The organism is Streptomyces sp. CNT360, from assembly GCF_000424785.1.
In genome coordinates this window covers 15787-40950 of record NZ_AUKO01000026.1, presented here as the reverse complement: position 1 = coordinate 40950, position 25164 = coordinate 15787, and the positions used below count along the sequence as shown (strand labels likewise).

The following is a 25164-nucleotide window of genomic DNA, read 5'->3' as shown; positions in this document are numbered from 1 at the left end:
CCGCAGAGGCGGTCGCAGGCACCGGCGTAGCGTCCCGGTCGGCAGGTGCCCACTGCCGCCGGGTCCCTTCCGTCGGGTGCACGGGGCGGGTGGAGCCGCGCCGGACGGGCGGCCTCGCGTCAGGTCTGCCGCCGCTGCGGGACGGCGGCCAGGTCGCGTACGAGCAGGGCGACGTGCAGGCAGGCGCGCGACTCCGGGTCCTCCAGGCCGACGCCCAGCAGGCGTTCGATCGCGGCGAGACGGTTGTAGAGCGTCGGCCGGCTCAGCCGCGTACGACGGGCCAGGGCGTTCTTGTTTCCGTTCACGGCGAGGTAGTCGCGCAGGAGGTCGAGCAGGGCAGGGCCGTTGCGCGCCTCGTCCTCCAGCATCCGGTAGAGCTCCGCTTCCGCGAACGCCTGGACGTGCCGGTTGTCCCGCAGCAGGGACAGCAGCCCGCGCAGGCGCAGGTCCGCGCTGCGGTGGTAAGGCCGCTCGGTGCCGTCCATCCCGGCGGCGACCTCCGCGATGTGGGCCGCCTCCGGCAGATTGCGTGCGGCAGCCACCAGGGAGGCGGCCCCGTGCCCCACGCCGAGGCGCCGGTGCCGCCACCTGTGACCGCTCGGCCGCTCGGGGCCGGGCTCTGCCGTCGGGGCGGGAAGCTGCTGGTCGAGGGCGCGTGTGAAGCGTTCCAGCAGCCGGTCCTCCTGGGTGGGGCCCGCACACGAGAGCAGCACGAGCACCTCCCCCGTGTGGTTCGCGGTGACCAGGGCGGAGAGCCCGGCGGACCTGCCGGCGCGGGTGACGGCCTCCAGGTGGCGGCGGTCGCGGCGCTGCACGTCGAGGGGGTCGGCGCCGGCCGGGTGCGGGAAGCGGAGCGCGAGCGGGAGGTAGCGGGCGCCCGGGCGCAGCCCCACCGCCTCGGCGCGGGCCAGCGCCTCGGCCTCGGCGGGCACGCGGCCCTCCATCAGATCGTTGAGGAGACCGCCCTGGGCCCGGCGTTCGACGTCGGCCTGGTCCTGCTCGGCCATCAGGCGCAGCGACAGCGCCTGGGCGGCGCGTTCGAGGACCATCCGCACGCGCGGCGCCGGCTCGTGGGCTCTCCCGGCGGCGTGCGGCATCACCAGCCGCCCCCACCCGCGCTGGTGCACGTCGACCGGTGTGTGCAGCCAGCCCTCGTCGCCGCTGACGCCGGTACGGTCCAGCTCCGGTGCCAGCCGGGACCGCCGCTCCCAGCCGGTCAGCAGCTCGACGGTGGACTGGCCGGGCCCGGGCGTGGAGGCGAGGACCCGGTGCGCGACGTCCTCGAAGACGACGGCCGTGCCCGCGAGGGCGGCGGCACGGCCGACGATGGTCTGCAGCGAGGCGTGTTCGAGGCTCAGCGTCGTGAAGGCCTCATGGGCGCGCTGGGCGAACTTCAGCTCCTCGTAGTGCTCGTTGACGATCTGGCTGTGCACAGCCTCCGTGACGTCCACGAACCGCACCGTTCCGGCCAGCAGGACCACGGGGAACCGGAGCCCGTCGGCGGCCCGCGCCAACGCTGCCATCGGGCCCGTGACCGCGGGGCCGCTCCCGCTGCCCGGACCACCCGGTCCGCCGTCGCCGGCCGCCTCGATCACCACGCCCGCCGCACCCGCGGCCTTCAGCCGCGTCACGTAGGCGGCCTGTGCCGACCCGTCCTGGGCTCCGGCGAGGGCCTCGGCGGTGGTGAGGACCAGCTCACCCCCGCGCAGCAGCCCCGTCAGGTCGGTGAGCTGGCTGACATGGACCCAGCGCACCGGCTCGTCGAGCCCGTCCGCACCGGCGACGACCTGCGGCGCTCCGGCCCGCAGCGGCTCCAGGGCGAGGACGTCGCGAACGGAGAGCGGCATTGTCACAGTGTAAAAGAGCAGCCGTATTCCCTTGCACTGTGTCGGGCAGCGGGGGCTCGCCGAGGCCGCACAGTGGCCAGTGCGGCCCGAGGAGAGTCCCCGGCCGCTCGGCTGGGAGGTCCTGGATGAGCGCGAGCGTGACGACGGTTCCGCACTGGGTGAACGGCGAGGAACTGCTGCCCGCCGGATCCCGTGCGGGCGAGGTCTTCGACCCGGCGACCGGCGAGGTGACACGAAGGGTCGCCCTGGCCGGTGCCGCGGACGTCGACACGGCGGTGGCCGCGGCACGGGCCGCGTTCCCGGCCTGGCGCGACACCTCGCTGGCCAGGCGCACCCAGGTGCTCTTCGCCTTCCGGGAGCTGCTCAACGCCCGCAAGCAGGAGCTGGCCGGGATCATCACCGCGGAGCACGGAAAGGTGCTCGGCGACGCGCTGGGCGAGGTCACGCGCGGCCTGGAGGTCGTGGAGTTCGCCTGCGGCATCGCGCACCTGATGAAGGGCGGGATGACGGAGAACGCCTCCACCAAGGTGGACGTGGCCTCGATCCGCCAGCCGCTGGGTCCGGTCGCGGTCATCAGCCCGTTCAACTTCCCGGCGATGGTGCCGATGTGGTTCTTCCCCGTCGCCGTCGCGACCGGCAACACGGTCGTCCTCAAGCCGTCCGAGAAGGACCCCTCCGCCGCCAACTGGCTGGCCGCGCTGTGGGCCGAGGCGGGCCTGCCCGACGGCGTCTTCAACGTCGTCCACGGGGACAAGGGCGCCGTGGACGCGCTCTGCGACCACCGGGACGTCAAAGCGGTCTCCTTCGTCGGGTCCACGCCGATCGCGCGGTACGTTTACGAGCGCGCCACCGCTGCGGGCAAGCGCGCGCAGGCGCTGGGCGGTGCGAAGAACCACATGGTGGTCCTCCCCGACGCCGACCTGGACGTCGCGGCCGACGCCGCGGTCAACGCGGGGTTCGGCTCGGCCGGTGAACGGTGCATGGCCGTCAGCGCCCTGGTCGCCGTCGGCGCCGTCGCGGACGAGCTGGTGGCGCGGATCGCGGCACGTGCCGAGGGGCTGCGGACCGGCGACGGGCGGCGCGGCTGCGACATGGGCCCGCTGGTGACCGGCGCGCACCGCGACAAGGTGACCTCCTACGTGGCGGCCGGCGCCGAGCAGGGCGCGACGCTGGTCGTGGACGGCCGGGAGGCCAAGCCCGACGGCGGTCGGGACGGCTTCTGGCTCGGCCCGACCCTCCTGGACCACGTGACCCCGCACATGTCCGTCTACACCGACGAGATCTTCGGCCCTGTGCTGTCCGTGCTGCGCGTCGAGACGTACGAGGAGGCACTGGAGCTGGTCAACGCCAACCCGTACGGCAACGGCACCGCCATCTTCACCAACGACGGCGGCGCGGCCCGGCGGTTCCAGAACGAGGTCGAGGTCGGCATGGTGGGCATCAACGTGCCGGTACCGGTGCCGATGGCCTACTACTCCTTCGGCGGCTGGAAGAGCTCCCTGTTCGGCGACACCCACGCGCACGGCGCGGAGGGCGTGCACTTCTACACCCGCGGCAAGGTCGTCACCTCGCGCTGGCTCGACCCCAGCCACGGCGGCATCGACCTCGGGTTCCCGCAGAACGTCTGACCACCGGCGCGGACACGTCCGGCTCCGCAGCCTGGAAGGAGAGCACCGCATGACCGCCGAACCCCTCGTCGACCCCGCGGCCGCAACACGCGCGTACGAGCTCGACCGCGCCCACGTCTTCCACTCCTGGTCGGCCCAGGCGCGGCTCGATCCGATGGTCGTTTCCGCGGCCCGTGGCAGCTACGTCTGGGATGGTAAGGGCACCAAGTACCTGGACTTCTCCAGCCAGTTGGTCAACACCAACATCGGCCATCAGCACCCACGCGTGGTCGAGGCCGTCAAGGCGCAGGCCGACCGGCTGTGCACCGTCGCCCCGCAGCACGTCAACGACCAGCGCTCGGAAGCCGCCCGGCTCATCGCCGGGTTGACTCCGGGAACGCTCGACAAGGTGTTCTTCACCAACGGCGGCGCCGACGCCATCGAGCACGCCGTACGCATGGCCCGGCTGCACACCGGGCGCTACAAGGTGCTGTCCGCCTACCGCTCGTACCACGGCGGCACCAGCACGGCCGTCAACCTCACCGGTGATCCGCGCCGTTGGCCCAACGACTACGGGTCGGCGGGAACCGTCCACTTCTTCGGGCCGTTCCCCTACCGCTCCCCCTTCCACTCCGAGAGTCCGGAGCAGGAGACCGAGCGGGCGCTGGACCACCTGGAACAGGTCATCTCGTTCGAGGGGCCGGACGCCTTCGCCGCGATCGTGCTGGAGTCCGTGCCGGGTACGGCGGGCATCATGCCGCCTCCCCCCGGCTACCTGGCGGGGGTTCGGGAACTGGCGGACCGGTACGGCATCGTCTTCATCGCCGACGAGGTCATGTCCGGCTTCGGGCGCACCGGGAAGTGGTTCGCCATCGAGCGGGACGGAGTCGTACCCGATCTGATGACCTTCGCCAAGGGCGTCAACTCCGGTTATGTGCCGCTCGGTGGAGTCGCCCTCAGCGACCGGATCGCCGACACCTTCGGGGAGCGTCCCTTTCCCGGCGGGCTGACCTACTCGGGGCATCCGCTGGCGACCGCGGCGGCCGTCGCCACGATCAACGCCATGCAGGACGAGGGGATCGTGGAGAACGCGGAGCGGATCGGTGAGACCGTCCTCGGCCCCGGCCTGCGGGAGCTGGCCGAGCGGCACCCGTGCATCGGCGAGGTCCGCGGGATGGGCGTCTTCTGGGCCCTCGACCTGGTCAGGGACCGCGCCACGAAGGAGCCCCTGGCCCCCTACGGCGGCACCAGCGCCGCCATGACCGAACTCGTCGCCGCCTGCACGGCGAACGGCATGATCCCGATGACCAACTACCACCGCCTGCACGTGGTGCCTCCGTGCACCATCAGCGCCGACGAAGCCCGTGAGGGCCTGACCGCCCTCGACAAGGCCCTGGACGCCGCCGACCGCCACACGGTGGACGGCTGACCCCAGAGGCCTGGCCGGGGGCTCCGGCGACTCCCCGGCGGAGCGCTGGTCGCCGCCGGTCCGGCCCGGGATGCGGGGCCGGAGCGGTGGCGGCCAGGTGGTCAGCCCGCCGGCCGGGAGGGGGACTGCTGCGTCGGCGCGGCAACCGCTGCCGTGGCGTCGTAGGCGGCCCGGGCCCGGGTGATCGCACCCCGGTGCCGCTCCGCCCAGTCGACCAGGCCACTCAGGGAGGAGTACAGCTCCTGCGCCATGGGCGTGAGGCCGTACTCGACCTTCGGCGGCACCGTGGGATGCACGGTGCGTGTCAGCAGGCCGTCACGTTCCAGCTTGCGGAGGTTCAGCGTCAGCATCCGCCGGCTGATGCCTGCGATGGAGCGTTCCAACTCGGTGAACCTGACGGGGCCGCGTGCGGCGGCGACCAGGATGCCGATGCTCCACTTGCCCGCCACATGATCGATCACCTCGACGAGCGGACACGCCTCGTCGATGACCTCCTCGGACACATGCGTGTGACTGCGTGACATGAAAGTGCCTCCTTCCGGAGCGCCTCATGGTTACAGAAGATGACTGCTGTAACAAAGGGTTCCCCAAGGGAGGTTCGCGTATGTCCCGGTCCGCTGCACGGACGCATGCATCACCGTGGCTGACGGTCACGCTGCTCTGCGTCGGCCAGATGATGATCATTCTCGATCAGAACGTCGTGAACGTGGCGCTGCCCACGGTCCAAAGGGACTTCGGCCTCTCCTCCGGGAACCTCGTCTGGGTGGTCAACGCCTACGTCATCCCGTTCGGTGGCCTGCTGTTGCTGGCCGGACGGCTCGGTGACCTGATCGGCAGGAAGGCCGTCTTCCTCTCGGGCATCTCGCTGTTCAGCGTCGCCTCCGTGCTGTGCGGAGTCGCGTCCGGCGAGACGATGCTCCTGGCGTCCCGCTTCGCCCAGGGCATCGGCGGGGCCGTCGCGTCCGCCTGCGTCCTGGGCATGGTGGCGACCGTGTTCTCCGACCGCCGCGAGCAGAGCAGGGCCATCGCCGTCTACAGTTTCGCCTCCGCGGGCGGCGGCGCGATCGGCCCCCTGCTCGGGGGCGCCCTCACCGAACTGACCGACTGGAGCTGGATCTTCTTCATCAACGCCCCCATCGGGGCCCTCCTCCTGCTCGCCGGAACGCGCGTACTCCCTCAAGACCGCGGCGAGGGAGTGGGCGAGGGCACCGACTTCCCCGGGGCCTTGCTGATGACGGCCGGCATGATGCTGCTCGTCTACACCGTCGTGGACGCCGAGCGGGTCGGGTGGGGAGCCGCGCGCATCCTGTTGCTCGGACCGCTGTCCCTCGTGCTGCTGGTCGGGTTCGTCGTGCGACAGGCCGTGGCCGCCGAGCCGCTGCTGCGGCTGCGGCTCTTCCGCTCGCGGAGCCTGACCGCCGCCAACGCCGTCCAGTTCCTGCTGATCGCCGCCATGTTCGGCCTGTTGTTCTTCGGCACCCTCTACCTGCAACGGGTCCTGGGGTACGGGTCGCTGCGGGCCGGCGCCGCGTTCGCGCCCATCGCCGTGACGATCGCGGCCGTCTCCCTCGGCCTCTCGGCCCGGCTCGTCACCAGGTTCGGGCGGCGCGCGCTGCTCCTGACCGGGCTCGCTCTGGTCGCCGCGGCGTTCGTCATGCTCTCGTTCGCCCGCGCCGACGGCGTCTACCTGGTGGACTTCCTCCCGGCGGGGTTGACGATGGGGCTGGGGTTCGGCCTGGCCGCCCCGGCTGTCATGGGGCTGGGCATGACCGATGTGGCACCGGCCGAGTCCGGTGTCGCCTCCGGACTGTTCAACACCACGCAACAGCTGGGCGGCGCGGTCGGACTGGCCGTGCTCAGCTCCGTGGCCGGCGCGCGGACGGACGGGCTCGCCGCTGCGGGAGCGAGCCCGGCGGAAGCGCTGGCCGGCGGCTACCACGCGGCCTTCCTGACCGCCGCAGGACTCGCGCTCACCGCGGCCGCCGTCGGCGCCGCCCTGCTGCGGCCCACACCCTCCCGGAAAGGGCGGCAGCAGGACGGCGCGGTCTCCACGCAGCAGGCTCCGGCCTGCTGACCAGCCGCCGCCCGCGGGCACCGGTGCCATGGCGCAGGCGCAGTCGACCGGGACGGTGGGTGTGCGCGAGCCCGGGCGGCGCGAAGGTGGGGGCGCCGCCCGGTGCCGCGGGGCCCGCACGGTGACGACCGGGGGCGTCGGGAAGGTCTTCGGGGTGCGACTCGGCGCGAGCCGAAGGCGCGGCGGGAGCCGAAGATGCGGCGGGAGCCGAAGATGCGGCGGGCGCATAGGATTCGCGGCATGCCGACGCGACTTGTACAGCTGGCGATGAAGGCGCGGGACGACGCCGCTCTCGGGCGGTTCTGGGCGGAGGTGCTGGGCTGGGGCCTCGGCAGCGAGGGGCCCGGCGTGACCAACCTGGAACCCGAGGGCCTCGCCTACCCCGACCCTGCCGCGGTCTTCATCGACGTGCTCCGCGTCCCTGAACCCAAGACGGTGAAGAACCGCATCCACATCGACCTCGCCACCACCTCCGCCGCTCACCAGTCCGCCCTGGTCGGCCGCCTGAAGGAACGCGGCGCGACGCCCGTGGACGTGGGTCAGGGCGACGTCCCCTGGATCGTCCTCGCCGATCCGGAGGGCAACGAGTTCTGCGTGCTGGAGCCGAGGGAGGTGTACCGGGACACCGGGCCGATGGCCGCGGTCGTGGTCGACAGCGTGGACCCCCGGGCCGCGGCCCGGTTCTGGGGCGAGGCCATGGACTGGACCCTGCACGAGGTGACCGACGAGCACGCGGTGCTGCGCTCCGCCGACGGCGTCGGCCCCTGTCTTGAGTTCCTCGGCAACCCGGACGCGGAGACCGAGGGGAACCGCATCCATCTCGACCTGCGGCCGTACCCCGGAGACGATCAGGCGGCCGAGGTCGCCCGACTGCGGGCTCTGGGCGCCACCGACCTCGACATCGGCCAGGGCGACGTCCCGTGGACGGTCCTCGCCGACCCCGAGGGCGCCGAGTTCTGCGTCCTCACACCCCTCTGACGCCGTCTTCTCGAAGGGCGTGAAGGGAGGCACCGCTGCTGTCCGGCGGCCGTCGACGAAGACGCCGGGCACCGCGACCGTGCACGCGGGAACCTTCGGGCACGGGCGCCCCCTCTTGCACCTGTTCGAAAGTGTGGCAGGCTGCCCGATCACATGCCCAACGCGGGTCGCTCCCGGGACGGTTGAGGGCCCGGGGGCGGCACCGTACCGTCGAGAGGACCCCCCATGCGTGCACTCCGCGCTCCTCTGACCGCCGCCCTCGGTACCACGGCGCTGCTGGCGCTGGCCCAGGCGGCTCCTGCCACGGCGATGCCGCTCGCCCCCGACACCCCGCAGCACTCCCCCCACGCAGCCGCGGCCGACGCCCACCCGTCGGCCGCCGGCCGCTACGCCGCGCCCGACGACTACTACAAGAACGCCGAGGGGAAGTCCGGCCCGGAGCTCAAGACGGCGCTCCACGGAATCATCAAGGACGCCGACACCCTCTCCTACGACGAGGTGTGGGACGCACTCAAGGCCACCGACCAGGACCCCGCCGACTCCTCCCACGTCATCCTCCTGTACTCGGGCCGTTCCCAGAGCGCGGACGACAACGGCGGAGGCGCCGACCAGTGGAACCGGGAGCACGTGTGGGCGAAGTCCCACGGCGACTTCGGTACCTCTCCCGGTCCGGGCACCGACGTCCATCACCTGCGCCCCGCCGACGTGTCGGTCAACAGCCAGCGAGGCAACAAGGACTTCGACAAGGGCGGTGAAGAGGTCGACGAGGCTCCCGGCAACTTCACCGACGACGACTCGTTCGAGCCCCGGGACGAGGTCAAGGGCGATGTGGCCCGCATGGTCCTGTACATGGCCGTCCGCTACGACGGCGAGGACTCCTTCCCCGACCTGGAGCCCAACGACAAGGTCGACAACGGGTCCGCCCCCCATCTGGGACGTCTGTCGGTGCTGAAGCAGTGGAGCGAACAGGACCCGCCCGACGACTTCGAGAAGCGCCGCAACGACGTCATATACGACCAGTTCCAGCACAACCGCAACCCGTTCGTCGACCACCCGGAGTGGGTCGGCTCGGTCTGGTCGTAGACCCCCGGACCGAACGGTCCCGTCAGCGCTGACAGGACCGTTCGGCGTCGAAGCGGGCGAACATCTCCAGCAGCGGCCGAGGCGCGTCCGGGGCCAGAATGGTCTCCAGGCTCCGGGCGGAGTCCTCGGCCGTTCGGGCCGAGCGGGGGAAGAGAAGTTCCTCGTAGGCCGCGAGCGCGGCCTCGGTGTCCCCCGGGTGTGCGGCCAGGCAGCGGCCGAGGTCGGCACCGTCGATGAGGGCGAGGTTGGCACCCTCACCGGCGAAGGGTGACATCAGATGGGCCGCGTCGCCGAGGAGCGTCACACCCGGGACGCGGGGCCAGCGGTGTACGACGGGCAGGGCGTGAACGGCACGGGGCACCGGCGGGCCGTCCGCCGCCGCGATGAGGCGGCGCAGCGCCGGGTCCCAGTCCTCGAAGTGCTGTAGCAGCTCTGCCTTGGTGGTGTCGGCGTCGGTGCCGTCCAGGCTGTGCAGCCAGGCCTCGTCCGTACGCAGCGCCACGTAGAGGTGCAGGCTGCCGTCGGTCTCCCGGTGGGCGAGGAGCCCCTTCCGGTCGCCGAGCCCGAAGAACATCCCGCCGCCGACGAGCTCGGCGCACGCGGGGTGACGCGCGTCCGCGTCCAGCAGGTCCAGTTCGACGAAGGAGACACCGCTGTACTCCGGCCGCGCCGGGGAGACCAACGGTCTGACCCGCGACCAGGCGCCGTCGGCGCCGACCAGCAGGTCCGTGGTGAACACGGTGCCGTCGGCCAGCGTCACCTCGTGGGGGCCCCTTCCCCGCGCACGGCAGGAGACCGCCTTGGCGTTCCACCGCACGGTGCCCTCGGGGAGCGAGGACAGCAGCAGGTCGCGCAGGTCCCCGCGGTCGATCTCGGGACGGCCGCCGGAGCCGTCGTCGGCTTCGTCACGCAGGATCCGGGCGTGCTTGTCGGTGATCCGCATCGCCTGTCCGCCGGGGTGGACCTTCGCCAGGAAGTCCTCGTGCAGTCGGGCCTCCCGCAGCGCGGCCTGCCCGGTCTCCTCGTGGATGTCGAGCATGCCGCCCTGGGTACGGGCGGAGGGGGAGGCGTCCAGGTCGAGGACGGCTGCTTCGATGCCGTGGACGTGCAGGACCCGGGCGAGGGTCAGCCCGCCGAGTCCGCCGCCGACCACGGCGATCGGGAGATGAGGGGTGGTGGCTGTCATGGGCTCTCCTTTCTCGAAAGCGGCCGGCTCCAGAACGGAGTCCGGCCCGGCACGCCACGGACCGACGGCAACGGCTCGGGTCGTTGGGCAAGGCGGGGAAGGCGGGGAAGGCGGGGAAGGCGGGGAAACAGTACGGGGGCAGAGAGCCGCCGAAGGCACCGTCCGGACCGGGGAGGGTCCCCGGGTCAGCGCGGTCCCCGAGGAGTGGCGAGCACTCCGTTGATCACGGCGCGGAAGATCCAGTGCAGACGCTGCCGCGGGGTGCCGGAGGTCAGTTCGTCGCCGAGCGCGGCGATGCGGGGGTGCGTACCGGGCGGGGCGGCCGTGAGAGCTCGTACGAGTGCGCCGTGCTCGTCCTGTGCCGAGGGGGCGGACCGGCGTGCGGACTGCTCGGCGGCGGTGGCCGTGGCCACCTGGAGGAGGACGTCCACGCCCCAAGCCGCCTGCCCCTCGGGAACACCGCCCTCGTGCAGCAGGGCCAGCACCCCCTCCACCAGGGCCAGGTAGTGCGCCCCGGAGGGCCGGGTCACCAGCGCCGAGTGCGCGAGCCCGGGGTGCTCGAAGAGGACGTGGGTGTAGGAGACGAGGAGCGAGGTCAGCCGGTCCTGCCAGTCGCCCGCCGCCGTCACCGGTGCGAGGTCCACCGACCCCAGGAACTCCTCCAGCACCGCGGCGTGCAGCTCCGCGGTGTCGGCCACGTACACGTACAGCGACGCGGGGCCGGTGTCGAGCTCCGTGGCCAGCCGCCGCATGGTGACGCGCTGGAGCCCTTCCGCCTGCATGATCCGCACCGCGGCCGCGACGATGCCCTCATGGGTGAGGGCGGGCTTGGCCGGGCGCTCACGGCGGCCGGCGGGACGGCTCGACGGGCTGCTCATGAAGGACTCCGCAGGGGATTCGGGGAGGCGGAAGGCAGGACGACATGGGCGCCGTCCTGCCGACCACCGTAACGAACATGTTCGTCACGAACAAGTTCGTACCGTCGGCCGCCCGGCGCCCCCACGCGCGCCGCCTGCTGCCGACCGCGGCCCTCCGGCCGTCCGCCGCTCACTGCTGGCCGGCGAACCGGGCCGGAGTCAGCGGAGTGAAGGTCTCCTTGTCCACGCCGACGAACCGGTCGGGGCGGAAGGTCGTCAGCAGCGGGCTCTCCTCGCCCCGGACGATCTCCTGGGCGGCGAGCCGGCCGAGGAGCGGCCCGAGAGTGATGCCGCTGTGGGTGGCGAGGGCGTACACGGCGCCGCCGTCGCTGAAGCCGGCGGCGGTCCTGCCGTCCGCGGGCATCGAGCGCTGACCGACACGCAGCGACTCCAGCCGGGCGCCCTCGGTGCCTGCCAGCAGTCGGCGCAGCCGGACGAGCAGTTCCTGGGCATGCGGGCCGTCGGCCGGCGGGACGGCGGCCGGGTCGGCGTCGGCGTCCAGGTCGAGCCCCTGGACGACGAGTCGGCCGCCGCCGTCGGGCCGCACGTTCAGCTCCGGCGTGGTCAGCACCCGGTCGAGGCGGGTGACGACAGGCGCGGTGCAGCCCAGGAGGCCGACGGTGGCGGAACCGGCCGCGTCCGGGTCCGCCATCGGCAGGGGCATCCCGGCGGACCCGGCCAAAGCCTCGCTCCAGCGCCCGGTCGCCAGGACGACGACGTCGTACTCCTCGGTGCCGCCGGACGCCGACGTCAGCCGGGCGCACCGCTGTCCTTCGGCGACCGCGACGACCTCTTCGGGGCAGCGCAGGACGGCACCGTGGTCCCGCGCCTCCCCCCACAGCCGGGCGAGCAGAGCGGCCGGCAGCACGTACCCCTCCCGGGGGTACCAGGCGATGTCGGCCACCTCGTCGGGGATCCGCAGATCCGGCACCAGTTCGCGGGCGCGCGCAGGGGTGATCCACTCCGCGTGGTAGTCGCGACGGCGCAGTTCGTCGACGGCCGCGGCGAGGTGGGCGTGCCCGGCCGGGTGCGCCCACTCGATGTTGCCGCCCTGCACGAACCACCGGCCGCCGGGCTCCTGGAGGGCTTCGTGCTCCGCCATCCCGGCCACGTTCAGCTCGTGGTACGGCAGCGGGTTCTTCTGGTGGGAGTTGACCCAGGCGAAGGAGGTTCCGCTGGTCCCGGCCGCCGGGGCGGTCCGCTCGAACACCGTGACCTCGGCCCCGGCAAGCGCCAGCGACCTCGCGGCACCCGCTCCGACGACTCCCAGTCCTACGACGGCAATACGCACTGATCTCTTCCTCTCGGCTGCTTCGACGTGGGGACGGACGACAGGACGGCGGACGGTCAGCCCTGCGGAGCGGACAGGGGGTGCTCTGCGGCGGGCTCGTCCCGCGGCGCTGCGGGCCCGCGCCGGGAAGCGGGCAGTACCAGGGCCAGCAGCGCCAGGGTGGATGCCGCGATGCCGTACACGGCGTAGGGCACGGTCGTGTCGAGGAGTTGGGCGACGGCGCACCCGCCGATTCCGGCGACCATGCCGGCCAGCGCGGCGGCCGGTCGCAGGGTGAAGCGCTTTTGCAGCAGGTATCCGCCGAAGACGGGGGCGGCGAGGGTGGCGGCCGAGTAGGCGTAGCTGGCCACCAGCCAGTCCAGGGCGCTGGGGAACAGGATGGCCAGGGCGGCGGCGAGCGCGGCCACCACGACGGTGACGACACGGGAGAGGGAGACCGTCTCCCGGTCACCCCGGTCGCGGCCGAAGACGTTCTGGTACAGATCGCGGATGACGTTGGCGACCACGGACTGCAGGGCGGCGCCTGTGGTGGAGACGATCGTGGCGACGAGGAACGCGCCGTAGACGACCAGCAGGACGGCGGGCAGCCGGGTGATCAGCCAGCCGGCCGCGTCCTCCGGGTTGTCCAGGCCGGGGTTCATCGCGCGCACCGCCAGGCCGATGCACCCGGCGTACAGGCCCCCGATCAGGATGGTCACCCCCGACAGCACCAGGCCGCGGCGGGCGTCGGAGACCTTCTTGGTGGCGAAGACCCGCTGGAAGTAGAGCTGGTTGGTCAGGGTGCCCGGGACGATGGCGGCCACCCACAGCCAGATCTGCTCCCCGCCGGCCGCGGTCAGTCCGCTGGGCTGCCACAGCCTCTCGGGCGCCTTGCCGGTGACGCCGCTCCAGCCGCCCGCGAGGTGGATCGCGTACCCGGCCACCACCAGCGACATGACGATCTTGAAGATGCCGAAGACGAAGTCGGTCCACACCACGGAGGTGAGCCCGCCGGGCAGGACGAAGATGAGCGAGCCGGCCGTGATCGCGAGGATGAGCACCGTGGCCGAGATGCCGGTGAGTGCGCCGAACAGTTTGGCGAAGGCGACGAACTGGGTGGCCAGCCAGCCGAACGGCACGATGAGGGCGGCGACACCGGCCACGGCGGTGACCGGTCTGCTGCCGCCGAACAGCCTGCTGATGATGTCGGGGACAGTGGTGAACCGCTGTTCGCGCAGCCAACGGGCGATCAGCGTCAGCCCGAGGAAGCCGAGCAGGACGCAGCCCTCGTAGGCGAACACGGACCAGCCCGCCGCGTAGGCGATGCCGACGTGCGCGATCAGCACGCCGCCGCCGACGGCGGTGGCGAACTGGGTGATCACGACGACGCCCAACGGCAGGGACTCGGGAGCCGCGAGCCAGTCGTCCGAGTTCTTCGCCCGCCTGCCGAAGTACATGGACAGCAGGGCGCCGAGCGCGATGATGAGCAGGCTGGCGAGGACGATGGCGATGATCTGGCCGGTCGAGTTTCCGGGCATGGCATGCCTCCAGGGACATGACGGGACCAGCACCCGGGCATGGCGCACGCACGGGCGGAGGAGGGGAGGGTGGGGAGAGGCGCTGCGGCCGCACGGGCGAGGGGAGGCGGTGCGGGGTGGGGGCGTGCGGTGAGGGACGGGTCGGGGGCCTGCGCCGTCGGGTGGGTGAGGGACGTACCGGCTCGGGGCGGGCTCCCGGGCCTGGGCTGCTGTGGTCGTTAGGCGCCGCGGGCGAAGCGGTGCGGGTCCAGGGGCGCGATGTCGTGGTCCGTGCCGCCGTCCAGGGCGAGATCGGCGGCGATCTCGCCGAAGACCGGGGCGAGCTTGAAGCCGTGCCCGGAGAAGCCGGTGAGCACGGTCGCGTTGGCGGCACCGGGCAGCGGTCCCACCAGGGGGTGGTTGTCGGGCGTGAAGCCTTCCGCGTAGGTGCTGATGCGCACAGGGTGCGGCACGAGGCCGGGCAGCAGCCGGCTGACGGCGGCGGACGCCGCGCGGGCGAACTCGGGGTCGGCGCCGCGCGGGAGGGCGACGGGATCGTCCAGCTCGGGCCAGCCGAGGTGGTGCGGCACGATCTTGACGGCGGTCCCGTCGAGCACGGGGAAGCAGGAGAAGCCCGCCTCGGGATGGCGGCGGATGGCGACAGGGAGCCGGTCGGGGCGGTGGGCGTCCACGTCCCGTGCGGCGAACCAGCACGCCGTGATGAGCCGTGCCCGCACGGGGAGGGAGGCCAGGGGTACGAGGTGCCGCGCCCACGGGCCCGGGGTGAGGAGGAGGTGGTCGACCTCGTGGGTCTCCCCCTCCGCGGTCACCCGCCAGCCGGTGGCCGTCTCGGTGCACGCGTCCACCCTGTGGTACGAGAGGATGCGCGCGCCGTGCTGCTCGGCCGCCTCCAAGGCGCCCTGGACCGCCGGTTCGGGGCGCAGGACGCCGGCGTCCGGATCGCGCAAGGCGATCTCGCCGGGGTCCATGCGGTGCTGCGGGAAGCGCTCCGCGGCGGCCGCCGCGTCGAGCACTTCGTGGGAGAGCCCGGCTTCCTGCGCGCAGCGGCGTACCGCGGCCAGGTCGGGCTCGTCGGGGGCGCCGATCGTCAGGCCGCCGCACAGTGTCAGCAGCGAGCGGCCGGACTCCGCCTCCAGGGCCCGCCACAGCCGGTGGGCGCGGCGCAGCAGCGGAACGTAGGAGGCACCCTCCTTGTAGACGGTACGGAAGATGCGGGACTCGCCTGCCGAGGCCCCGCGGTCGTGACCGCGGCCGTAGCGGTCGAAGGCGAGGACGTGTGCGCCTCGTGCGGCGAGTTGCCAGGCCGCCATGGCGCCGATGACGCCGGTTCCGACGAGGGCCACGCGGGGTGCCGAAGCCGTCATGAGAGCTCCTTCACGGGGAGCGCGCGTACGCGGTGCGGGGACGCACGCGGTGCGGGTTGGGGGTCAGTCGCCGCGTACCGACTGCTCGATGTAGAACTCCACGAGCCCGGGCCGCAGCAGGTACGCCGCGGCCTCGGCGAGTTCCCCGTTCTCCAGCCAGGTGAGTCTGCGCTGCCGCAGTACCGGGACGCGGGGCTCGCAGGCGAGCAGTTCGGCGTCCCGCTCGTCGAGCAGGACGGGATCGAGGTACATCCGCGAGGTCGCGACGGGCACGCGGTGCTCGCGGAAGTACGAGAGCAGGGTGAGGTGGGTCAGGTCCTCGTCGAGCAGGCGGGGGGCGAGCGCGAAGGGGACGGCGGTGTACTCCAGCGCGAGAGGGGTCTCCTCGGCGTCGAACTTGCGGCGCACCAGGTGGTGCACCGGGGTGTCGTCCGCCAGTCCGGGTGGCGGGGGTGTCGCTTCGGCGGCACGGACGACGGTGGCGCTGCGCACCTCGTGCCGTCCCGGGATCTCCGGGCCGGTCAGCCGGGGGTTCACGAACCGCAGCAGGTTCTCCTTGCGGGCGGTGTCCGCCACGAAGGTGCCGCGGCGGCGGTGCCGTTCGACGAGCCCCGCCTGGGCCAGTTCGTGCAGGACCCGCTGCGCGGTGGCGCGGCCGATCCCGTAGTGCTCCTGCAACGCGGCCTCGGTGGGGAGCCGGGAGCCGGGCGGCAGCTCTCCGGATCTGATGCGGGCTTCGAGCTCGCCGCGGATCCGGAGGTACAGCGGCGCTGACATGAATTGACCGTAGTAGTGGCTCATTTGACCGGTCAATACCCCGGCACGAGGAGAAGCGGACCGCAACCCGTCGGCGCCGCCCCGGTCGGCCGTGTCGCTCGCGCCGCCCCTCAGCCGGTGCCGCTCGCGTCGAGTTCGGCGAGGAGCCGCTCGCGGATTCCGTCGAAGTGGGTACGCATCGCCCGCTCGGCGCGCGGTCCGTCGCCGGCCGCGACCGCGGCCACGATCTCCTGATGGTGGGCGCAGGTGACGAAGGGGTCCTGGTGGCCGTCCTCGAAGTCGCCCCGCACCTGTTCCATGGCCGCCCAGAACGCGTCGAGCACCTCGCTCAGCAGGTGGTTGTCGAGCGAGCGGTACAGGGCCAGATGGAAGGCCCGGTCGGTGGCGCGGGCGATCCGCCCCTCCTCCTTCGCCTCCCGCTCCATCTCCGCGACGACCCCTCTGAGGGCCTCCAGGTCCTCGGCGGGCACGGAGGCGGCCACCCCGACGATCAGCCCGGCCTCAAGAGCCTCCCGCACCCGCATCAGCTCGTAGAGCCCCGCCTCCCCGTGGCGGTGGCGGACCGCCGCACGGAAGGCGAGCCCGTCGGCGAAGGGCGCCAGGGACAGGGAGCCGACGACGGTGCCGGAGCCTCGCCGGATCTCCACCACACGCAGGGCCTGCAACGCCTTGAGCGCCTCCCGCACGGAGACCCGGCTGACGTCGAAGAGCTCCACCAGTTCGGTCTCGGTGGGGATCGGGGAACCCGGTCCGAGACCGCGGTCCAGGATCAACTGCCGGATCCGCGCCTGCAGATCCTCCGACACCGTGGTGCGTGGCACGCGCGTGTTCCTTTCTCCCCGTGGCCAGTGGCCTTCCGTGGCGGTAGGGCACTACGTGACCGAGCTTCCCACCCCGGGCACCCCTGGTCACCCTGCGTCCTCGACGACCCGTTTCCGAGGCCCGGCGGCGGCCCACATACGGCGACCCCTGCCCTCGGGACCCGATCCGGATTCTGACCCATCACCCCTTGATGCCACGCGACGGGGCGGCTTAGGCTGCAGACGTAGGACATCTTACGTCCTACGTTTCGGTGGCCGCTTCTGCCGCCTTCGCGCAACCGGCCGCCCCGCTCAGCGACTTGTGGAGAGGCCCCATGCCTGTGACCGCCCCCCTGCGCGGGGTCGTCCCGCCCGTGTGCACCCCGCTCGACGCCTCCGGCGAGGTCGACACCGCGTCCCTGTCCCGGCTGGTCGAGCACCTGATCAGTGGCGGGGTCCACGGGCTCTTCGCGCTCGGCTCGACCGGCGAGGTCGCCTACCTCACCGACCGTCGGCGCGGCACCGCGCTGGAGACGGTCGTGGCCGCGGCCGACGGCCGGGTCCCGGTGCTGGCCGGGGTCATCGACACCACGACCCCCCGGGTCCTCGACCACGCCCAGGAGGCGGCGCGGCGCGGCGCCGACGGCCTGGTGGCCACCGCGCCCTTCTACACCCGCACCCATCCCCGGGAGACCGCCGCCCACTTCCGGCGCGTCCGCGACCGCGTCGACCTGCCGCTGTTCGCCTACGACCTGCCGGTCTCGGTGCACAGCAAGCTGTCCCCCGCCCTGGTCACGGAGCTGGCCGCCGACGGGACCCTGGCGGGCCTCAAGGACAGCAGCGGCGACGAGGGGTCGCTGCGCCGCCTGCTGGTGGGCCTCGGCGGACGCGGTGGACGCGCCGACGGGCCCGCACCCGGCTTCTCCGTCCTGACCGGTTCCGAGCTCACCGTGGACGCCGCCCTGCTGGCGGGCGCAGACGGCGTGGTGCCCGGTCTGGGCAACGTCGACCCCGCCGGGTACGTGCGGCTGTGGGAGGCCGCCCAGGCCGGTGACTGGCTGCTGGCCGCCGAGGAGCAGGAACGGCTCGCCGCGCTGTTCGCGATGGTGGACGCGGGCCCGGAGGCCGAGATGGGACGCAACTCCTCGGCGTTGGGCGCCTTCAAGGCGGCGCTGCGGCTGCTGGGTGTCGTCGAGGACGGCGGTACGGCCTTCCCGCAGATCCCGCTGGACGAGGCGGCCGTCGCCCGGGTCGCGGAGCGGTTGAGCGCCGTCGGCCTGTCGGTGGTCCGATGACACCGTCCCCGGCGCCGCCGCCCGCACCGGGTGGACCGGGAGCGCGCCGGCGGCCGGACCCGGCGCCCGCACCGGTTCGAACAGCCGCTTCCTGACACGCCTCAGCGACTGCTGAGGCAGCGCCGCCGAGGTGTCCGCCTCGGTGGGCTTCCCCTCGTCCCCGACGGTGCTCGACGACGAGTCCGTCCGGCATCCTGGAGCCGCCGTGCACCACACCGCCCCTCCCCCGCCTCCCTGGTACCGCCAGGTCGGCCGCAGCCGGTGGAAGGCCTTCTTCGCCGCGTGGATCGGCTACCTTCTCGACGGTTTCGACTTCGTGCTGATCACGCTGGTGCTGACCGAGATCAGCGACGACTTCCACCTCGACACGGTGCAGGCGGCCGGCCTCGTCTCGGCGGCATTCATCACCCGCTGGCTCGGCGGCGCCCTGCTCGGGGCGCTCGGCGACCGCTTCGGGCGCAAGCTGTCGATGGTGGTCAGCATCCTGCTGTACTCGCTGGGCACCTTCGCCTGCGGGTTCGCGTGGGACTACACCAGCCTGTTCGTCGCCCGGCTCGCGATCGGCATGGGCATGGCCGGGGAGTACTCCGCCAGCGCCACCTACGTCATGGAGAGCTGGCCGGTGCGGATGCGGAACCGGGCCAGTGGCTTCCTGATCTCGGGCTACTCGGTGGGGACCGTCCTCGCGGCCGAGGTCTACAAGTGGGTGGTGCCGTCGCTGGGCTGGCGGTGGATGTTCTACGTCGGGCTGATACCGATCGTCATCGCCCTGTGGATGCGGCGTGCCCTGCCGGAGGCGGCGGACTGGAAGGCGGAGGTCGCCGGGCAGGAGGAGCGGCCCAACCCGTTCCGTCCGCTGTTCGCCACCCCGGCCCGAGCGACCGTGAACCTGGTGCTGGCGGTGGCGGCCACGGTTTCGCTGTTCGCGGTCTTCACCCCGCTGGGCGCGGGCCTGGTGCCGGTGCTGTCGGTCGTGGCGGGAATCGCCCTGGTGGCGTTCGCCGTCCAACTGGGCGGGCGGCGCGGCTGGCTGCTGTACGTGTCGATGATCGTCACGATCTTCTTCGCCTTCCTCTACTCCTGGCCCATCCAGGCGCTGCTGCCCACCTATCTGAAGTCGGACCTGGGCTACTCCCCCGGGCAGGTCACCGACGTGCTGTACTACGCGGGCTTCGGCACCATGGCCGGCTGCTGGCTGGCCGGTTTCGTGGGCGACTGGATCGGCACCAAGAAGGCCTACGCCGGCACCCTGGTGGCCTCGCTGGTCTTCGTCTTCCCGGTCTTCGCGGTGGAGGACAACCTGCTGCTGCTCGGGCTCCTGCTGTTCGCGCTGCAGGCCACCAGCTTCGGCATCTCCGGACTGCTGCCCCGCTACATCGGCGGCCACTTCCCCACCCGGAGCCGGGCCGCCGCCCTCGGCTTCACCTACAACGTGGGCGCGCTCGGCGGTGCGGTCGCCCCGGTGCTCGGCGCACAGTTGGCCTCCGGCATGGATCTGGGCCGTTCCCTGGCGGTCCTCACCTTCGCCGGGACGATGATCGTCGTCCTGCTCGTCGGCCTCGACGTCCCCGGCCGGATGAGCAGGCTCCTCGACCCGGACGGGCCCGCCGACCACCTCGTGGCGGAAGGGGCGGTCTCCCGACAACCGCATTCCCCGGCAGCCACCGGGACCTGAGCCGGTGCCGGCGCCGCCGGGCACCCCTGCTCGGCGCCCGTCTCAGCGATTCCGGGCAGGGCACGTGCGGGGACGGGCGGCGAGGGGCCGACAATCGGAGGGTGATCGAGGACGAGGACCCGTACCTGTGGCTGGAAGAGATCGAAGGCGACGCCGCGCTCACCTGGGTGCGCGAGCGGAACGCCGAGACGGTGGAGGAGCTCACCGCGGACCCGGGGTTCGAGGCGCTGCGCACCGAGACGCTGGACGTCCTGGAGGACCCCGCGCGCATCCCGTACGTGACGCGCCGCGGACCGCATCTCTACAACTTCTGGCGCGACGCCGACCACGCCCGAGGTGTGTGGCGCCGCACCACGCTGGAGGGGTACCGGGGGCCGGAGCCGCGCTGGGAGACCGTGCTGGACGTGGACGCGCTGGCCGCCGCGGAGGACGTGCCGTGGGTGTGGGCGGGCGCGACCGTGCTGCGGCCCGGCCTGGAGCGGGCGCTGGTGAAGCTGTCGCGTGACGGGGCGGACGCCACCGTGGTGCGGGAGTACGACCTGACGGAGCGGGCGTTCGTCGCGGACGGCTTCCGGCTGGCGGAGGCCAAGAACGTCGTGAGCTGGATCGACGAGGACCACCTCTTCGTCGGCACCGACACCGGCCCCGCGGCCCTGACCGCCTCCGGCTACCCCCGCACCGTACGGCGCTGGCGCCGCGGCTCGCCGCTCGATGCGGCGCCTGTCGTCTTCGAGGGGCGCCACGAGGACGTGTCCGTCTCCGCCTGGCACGACCCGACGCCCGGCTTCGCCCGCGATCTGGCGGTCCGGCACAAGGACTTCTGGCACAGCGAGTACTTCCTGCTGCCGGCCGAGGGCTCCCCGGTACGCATCGAGGTGCCCGAGGACGCCGAGGCCCACGTGCACCGGGAGTGGCTGCTGGTCAGCCTGCGCTCGCCGTGGCTGGAGCGGCCGGCCGGTGCGCTGCTGGCCTTCGGCCTGGAGGCCTTCCTGCGGGGTGAGCGGGCGCACGAGGTGCTGTTCACGCCGGACGAGCGCACCGTTCTGGACGGGTACGCCACCACTCGGGGCCATCTGATCCTGGAGACACTCACCGACGTCTCCTCGCATCTGCACCTGCTCACACCGGCGGCGGGAAGCTGGTCCCGCCGCACGCTGGGGCAGGTGCCGCCGCTGTCGACGGCCGGCGTGACGGCGACCGCCCCGGACGAGGAAGGGGAGGAAGGGGAGGAGGTCTTCTACACCGTCAGCGGGTTCCTCCAGCCCGCCACGCTCTGCCGCACCGTCGCCGACCGGCCGGACGCGGGGACGGATCCGGGGAGGGCGAGGGAGCCGGGCCCGGGGGCCGAGACGCTGAAGACGGCGCCGACGCAGTTCGCCGCCGAAGGGCTGCGGGTGCGGCAGCACTTCGCCGTCTCGGCCGACGGAAGCAAGGTGCCCTACTTCGTCGTCGGGCCGGAGAGCCAGGAGGGCCCGGTGCCCACCCTGTTGTACGGCTACGGCGGCTTCGAGATCTCGCTGACCCCCTCCTACTCCGCGGTGACCGGCCGGACGTGGCTGGAGCGCGGCGGCGCCTACGCGGTGGCCAACATCCGCGGCGGCGGCGAGTACGGTCCCGACTGGCACCGCGCGGCGCTCGGCGCCCACCGCCCTCGCGCCTTCGACGACTTCGCGGCCGTCGCCCGGGACCTGACGCGGCGAGGGATCACCGCACCGGAGCGGCTCGGCGTCGCCGGCGGCAGCAACGGCGGCCTGCTGACGGGGGTGATGCTGACCCGGTACCCCGAGTTGTTCGGTGCGGTCGTCGCCGAGGTGCCGCTGCTGGACATGGTGCGCTTCCACCGGCTGCTCGCGGGCGCGTCCTGGGTCGCCGAGTACGGTGATCCGGAGGACCCCGGCGACCGCGCCCACCTGCTGGACTGGTCGCCGTACCACAACCTCCCGTCCGGCCCGGAGGCCCACCGCGCCTGTCCGCCGCTGCTGTTGACGACCTCGACCCGCGACGACCGCGTCCACCCGGGTCACGCCCGCAAGATGGCTGCCCGGATGCGCGAGCTGGGACTTCCCGTGCGCTACTACGAGAACACCGGCGGCGGTCACGCCGGGGCCGCCGACCACGAGCAGGCGGCGTTCGTGGAGGCAGTCGTCCACACGTTCCTGTGGCGGACGCTGAGCGAGAACGGCCGCGTGCCCGGGAAAGAGGCGGCCGAGGGACGGTGACGGACGAGACGTGGCACGCCCGGTGCGGCAGGCCGCGGGGCGGCCCGCCCACGGGTGCGGCGCGTCCGGCTGCCGGAGCGCTCGTCCGGCGTGCTCCCGAAAGCTGCGCGGCGGGCGGCCGGTGAGGCGTTCGGCCGTGTCGGTGGTGCAGTCCTCGGCGCCCGAGGCGACGGAGGTCAGTGCGCGGTGGTGCCGGCTTCCCGTGAGGGCAGGTAGCGCGGCGCGCGCCAGGCGTCCAGCCGGTGCTCCACCGCGGCCCCGAGCGAGAGCACCTCGGCGTCCTGGCGGTTCCCGGCCATCAGCAGGAGGCCGACAGGGAGTTCGCCCACCGACCCCGCGGGCACCGACAGGGAAGGGTAACCCGCCACGGCGGCGGGTGTGGAGGACGGGATCACGTCGTTGTCGCCCCGCGCGCAGTCCGTCGTCCACGCGGGCGGGTTCGCCGGGGAGGCGAGGGCGTCGAGGCGGTGGGCCGCCATGGTCTCGTCGATGGAGCGGCTGGAGAGGTCCCGCAACTCGGCCCGCATCGCGCGGTACTTCGGGTGGGTGGTGGGCGGCGCGGCCAGCGCCTTCTCGAACAACTCCTGCCCTGCGAAACAGCTTTGCTCCGCGGGGTGTGCGCGGTTGAACTCGACCAGGGCGGCCAGGTCGCGCGGCCCCTCGCGGGTGGCGAGGTAGGCGTCGATGTCCCGGTGGAACTCGCTCAGCAGCGCGGGGAACTCCAGCTCGGCGAGCCGGTCCTGGTAGGGCGGTGTCACCTCCACGACCGTCGCCCCCGCAGACGTGAGCTTCTTCGCCGTGCGGGTCATCACCGCATCCACGTCCGAACCGAGCGAGGGCAGCCGCCACAGTCCGATCCGCTTGCCGCGCAGACTGCTCGGCCGTGTCAACTCCCCGGCGGCCTCACCGTCTTGCGCCCCCTTCGACCGGCCGAGAAGGCCGCCCGGGTGTGCGGAGCCGCGCTGCGCGGTGAGCACCGAGAGGGTGAGCGCGGCGTCGGTCACGTTGCGCGCCATGGGCCCGGCGGTGTCCTGCTCGGCGGAGATGGGCACCACGCCGGAGGGGCTGACCAGCCCGAGGCTGGGCTTGTGCCCGACGACGCCGTTCATTCCCGCTGGGCACACGATGGAGCCGTCCGTCTCGGTGCCGATCGCCACCTGGGACAGCGACGCGGCCAGCGCGGCGGCCGAACCGGAGGAGGAGCCGCAGGGGTTGCGGTCAAGCACGTAAGGGTTGCGGGTCTGACCGCCCACGGCGGACCACCCGGAGGTCGGCTTCTCGGCGCGGAAGTTCGCCCACTCCGACAGGTTGGTCTTGCCGAGGATCACCGCTCCCGCGCTGCGCAACCGGGTCACCAGATCGGCGTCGCCGCGCGGTGGGCTGCCCGTCAGCGCCAGCGATCCGGCGGTCGTCGGCATGTCACGGGTGTTCACGTTGTCCTTGAGCAGCACCGGGATCCCGTCCAGCGGGCCCCGCGTGGCGCCGTGCCGGCGGCGGGTGTCGCTGGCAGCTGCCTGCCGCAGGGCCGTCGGGTCGTGACGCAGCACGGCGTGGATCGTCGGGTCGAGGGCGGCGATCCGGTGCAGGTATGCCTTCGTGAGCTGCGAGGAGGTCAGCGTGCCGCGTGCCATGCGGAGTTGGAGTTCGGGAATGGTCACCGTGTCGAGGTCCGCTCCGGACCTGGCGAGCGGCCCGGCAGACCGTGGCGTGCCGCTTCCGGGCCCGGCCGCTTGCGCGCCGGGCACGCCCGTCAGCAGGGCGCCCGCGACCACGGCGGCGCTCAGTGCGGCCACACTCCTCTTCCCCATGGGCGCAAGCCGACACCACTCCGACCCGCCGCGCAAGAGGGCCGCGCGGCGGTGAAGCCCGGGGCGTGTCAGGGGTATTGACGCCTGGCGAACGCGTGGCCATTCTTACTGGTCGGTAGGAGTGGTTGTCCGCAGCGCGGCGCCCCGGCAGGCCACGGCCAGGCCCTGTCGGCCCCGCTCCCGCGGCAGCAGCTCCCCCGGCTCGGCTCCACCTCTTACGGCTCAGCTCTCCCCGGCGCTTTCCCGACTCATCTCTCCCGGCCCGGTTTTCGACCCGGTTCTCCCGGTACAGCCCCGCTGCCCAGCCCTCCGGCTCGCCCCGCCCGTCCTGTGAGGAAGTGTCATGTCTGCGTCCAGAGTCGCTCTGTCCGCCACCGCGATACTGCCGGCCGTCGCCACCCTCGTGCTCACCGGTGCCCCGTCCGCCTCGGCCGCCGCGCCTGGCGCGGGCGGCGGCCCGGGAGCCGTCAGCCACTATGTCGCCCTCGGTGACTCCTACACCTCCGGCCCCGGCATCCCGGACCAGACCGACGAGAACTGCGCCCGCTCCGACCACAACTACCCGACACTGACGGCGGCCGCCCTGACGCCGGACACGTTCACGGACGTGAGCTGCGGTGGCGCGACGACGGCCGAGATGACCGGCCCGCAGGGCACCGCGGCTCCGCAGTTCGACGCGCTCACCGAGGACACCGACCTGGTCACGGTCGGCATCGGGGGCAACGACATCGGCTTCGGCGGCATCGTCACGCGCTGCGTCGTCCTCGGTGCCCTCGTACCGAACGGCGCCCCCTGCAAGACCAGTTACTCGCTGGGCGGCAGCGACGAACTGGCGGCCCGCATCCAGGAGACCGCCGGCAAGATCGACAAGGTGCTGGACGGTATCCACGACCGCTCCCCCGACGCACGGATCCTTCTCGTCGGTTACCCCGCGCTGCTGCCGGACGACGGCAGCAACTGTCCCTCGACCGTCTCCCTCGCCACAGGCGACGCCCCCTGGCTGCGGGACACCGAGAAGCGGCTGAACTCCATGCTCGCCGACCGGGCCGAGGCCGCGGGAGCCGCCTACGTGGACACCTACGGCGGCTCCGTCGGCCACGACGTGTGCAAGCCGGTGGGCACCCGCTGGGTCGAACCGCTCCAGCCCGTCGACGGCGCCGGGTTCCACCCCAACACCGCGGGCCACCTGGCCATGTCCGAGGCGGTGCTGTCGGCCGCCCGTGGGTGACCCGCGCGGGGCCGCGAACCCCCGCTGAGGAGGCCCGGCGGAGAGCCACCGGCAGTCCGACCGGCCCCG

General features: G+C 72.9%; 19 protein-coding genes. 9 read left to right on the top strand and 10 right to left on the bottom strand.

Features of this window, described 5'->3' with window-relative positions; translation table 11 throughout:
* Nucleotides 1-119 precede the first annotated feature (119 nt).
* Nucleotides 120-1847: a PucR family transcriptional regulator gene (locus tag H297_RS0119875; RefSeq protein WP_027738491.1), complete on the bottom strand. Its 1728-nt coding sequence runs from the start codon at nucleotides 1845-1847 to the stop codon at nucleotides 120-122.
* 125 nt (nucleotides 1848-1972) lie between these two features.
* Here H297_RS0119875 and H297_RS0119870 point away from each other — a divergent pair, with 125 nt between their 5' ends.
* Nucleotides 1973-3475: a CoA-acylating methylmalonate-semialdehyde dehydrogenase gene (locus H297_RS0119870; RefSeq protein WP_037794820.1), complete on the top strand. Its 1503-nt coding sequence runs from the start codon at nucleotides 1973-1975 to the stop codon at nucleotides 3473-3475.
* A 49-nt stretch (nucleotides 3476-3524) separates the two neighbouring features.
* On the top strand, nucleotides 3525-4883 hold the full coding sequence (locus H297_RS0119865) for an aspartate aminotransferase family protein (RefSeq protein WP_027738489.1): 1359 nt from the start codon (nucleotides 3525-3527) through the stop codon (nucleotides 4881-4883).
* 101 nt (nucleotides 4884-4984) lie between these two features.
* On the opposite strand, the gene H297_RS0119860 is transcribed toward H297_RS0119865, so the two are convergent.
* Nucleotides 4985-5407, bottom strand: coding sequence for a winged helix-turn-helix transcriptional regulator (locus H297_RS0119860; protein WP_027738488.1), 423 nt, complete (start codon nucleotides 5405-5407; stop codon nucleotides 4985-4987).
* A gap of 80 nt (nucleotides 5408-5487) precedes the next feature.
* On the opposite strand from H297_RS0119860, the gene H297_RS0119855 reads away from it, so the two are divergent.
* From H297_RS0119855 to H297_RS0119845, 3 genes are all read left to right on the top strand, one after another.
* Entirely contained in the window at nucleotides 5488-6957 is a 1470-nt protein-coding gene (locus H297_RS0119855) for an MFS transporter (protein WP_027738487.1), read from the top strand.
* 240 nt (nucleotides 6958-7197) lie between these two features.
* Nucleotides 7198-7935: a VOC family protein gene (locus tag H297_RS0119850; protein WP_027738486.1), complete on the top strand. Its 738-nt coding sequence runs from the start codon at nucleotides 7198-7200 to the stop codon at nucleotides 7933-7935.
* A gap of 225 nt (nucleotides 7936-8160) precedes the next feature.
* On the top strand, nucleotides 8161-9018 hold the full coding sequence (locus tag H297_RS0119845; RefSeq protein ID WP_027738485.1) for an endonuclease: 858 nt from the start codon (nucleotides 8161-8163) through the stop codon (nucleotides 9016-9018).
* 22 nt (nucleotides 9019-9040) lie between these two features.
* Here the strand turns inward: H297_RS0119845 and H297_RS0119840 are convergent, their stop codons facing one another.
* The 7 genes from H297_RS0119840 to H297_RS0119810 form a co-directional block, all read right to left on the bottom strand.
* Nucleotides 9041-10204, bottom strand: coding sequence for an FAD-dependent oxidoreductase (locus H297_RS0119840; protein WP_027738484.1), 1164 nt, complete (start codon nucleotides 10202-10204; stop codon nucleotides 9041-9043).
* A 185-nt stretch (nucleotides 10205-10389) separates the two neighbouring features.
* On the bottom strand, nucleotides 10390-11082 hold the full coding sequence (locus H297_RS0119835; protein ID WP_027738483.1) for a TetR/AcrR family transcriptional regulator: 693 nt from the start codon (nucleotides 11080-11082) through the stop codon (nucleotides 10390-10392).
* Nucleotides 11083-11251: 169 nt separating this feature from the next.
* On the bottom strand, nucleotides 11252-12412 hold the full coding sequence (locus H297_RS0119830; protein ID WP_027738482.1) for an NAD(P)/FAD-dependent oxidoreductase: 1161 nt from the start codon (nucleotides 12410-12412) through the stop codon (nucleotides 11252-11254).
* Nucleotides 12413-12468: 56 nt separating this feature from the next.
* Nucleotides 12469-13929, bottom strand: a complete 1461-nt coding sequence (locus H297_RS37380; protein ID WP_051352014.1) for a sodium:solute symporter family protein — start codon at nucleotides 13927-13929, stop codon at nucleotides 12469-12471.
* A 218-nt stretch (nucleotides 13930-14147) separates the two neighbouring features.
* The gene (gene solA, locus H297_RS0119820; RefSeq protein WP_027738481.1) at nucleotides 14148-15293 is read right to left on the bottom strand and encodes an N-methyl-L-tryptophan oxidase; all 1146 of its coding nucleotides are present in this window, start codon (nucleotides 15291-15293) and stop codon (nucleotides 14148-14150) included.
* A 63-nt stretch (nucleotides 15294-15356) separates the two neighbouring features.
* Nucleotides 15357-16070 carry a GntR family transcriptional regulator gene (locus tag H297_RS0119815; protein WP_027738480.1) on the bottom strand — a complete coding sequence of 238 codons (714 nt, stop codon included), beginning with the start codon at nucleotides 16068-16070 and terminating at the stop codon, nucleotides 15357-15359.
* Nucleotides 16071-16180: 110 nt separating this feature from the next.
* Nucleotides 16181-16891 (bottom strand): FadR/GntR family transcriptional regulator, encoded by a 711-nt coding sequence (locus tag H297_RS0119810; RefSeq protein ID WP_027738479.1) that lies wholly within the window; start codon nucleotides 16889-16891, stop codon nucleotides 16181-16183.
* A 314-nt stretch (nucleotides 16892-17205) separates the two neighbouring features.
* Between H297_RS0119810 and H297_RS0119805 the strand changes: the two genes are divergently transcribed.
* The 3 genes from H297_RS0119805 to H297_RS0119795 all read left to right on the top strand — a co-directional run bounded on the left by H297_RS0119805 (nucleotide 17206) and on the right by H297_RS0119795 (nucleotide 22059).
* Nucleotides 17206-18165: a dihydrodipicolinate synthase family protein gene (locus H297_RS0119805; RefSeq protein ID WP_027738478.1), complete on the top strand. Its 960-nt coding sequence runs from the start codon at nucleotides 17206-17208 to the stop codon at nucleotides 18163-18165.
* Nucleotides 18166-18370: 205 nt separating this feature from the next.
* Entirely contained in the window at nucleotides 18371-19840 is a 1470-nt protein-coding gene (locus H297_RS0119800) for a sialate:H+ symport family MFS transporter (RefSeq protein WP_027738477.1), read from the top strand.
* A gap of 104 nt (nucleotides 19841-19944) precedes the next feature.
* On the top strand, nucleotides 19945-22059 hold the full coding sequence (locus H297_RS0119795) for a prolyl oligopeptidase family serine peptidase (protein WP_027738476.1): 2115 nt from the start codon (nucleotides 19945-19947) through the stop codon (nucleotides 22057-22059).
* Nucleotides 22060-22235: 176 nt separating this feature from the next.
* Here H297_RS0119795 and H297_RS0119790 read toward each other — a convergent pair whose 3' ends face one another.
* Nucleotides 22236-23867: an amidase family protein gene (locus tag H297_RS0119790; protein ID WP_027738475.1), complete on the bottom strand. Its 1632-nt coding sequence runs from the start codon at nucleotides 23865-23867 to the stop codon at nucleotides 22236-22238.
* A 343-nt stretch (nucleotides 23868-24210) separates the two neighbouring features.
* On the opposite strand from H297_RS0119790, the gene H297_RS0119785 reads away from it, so the two are divergent.
* Nucleotides 24211-25095: an SGNH/GDSL hydrolase family protein gene (locus H297_RS0119785; protein ID WP_027738474.1), complete on the top strand. Its 885-nt coding sequence runs from the start codon at nucleotides 24211-24213 to the stop codon at nucleotides 25093-25095.
* Nucleotides 25096-25164 lie beyond the last annotated feature (69 nt).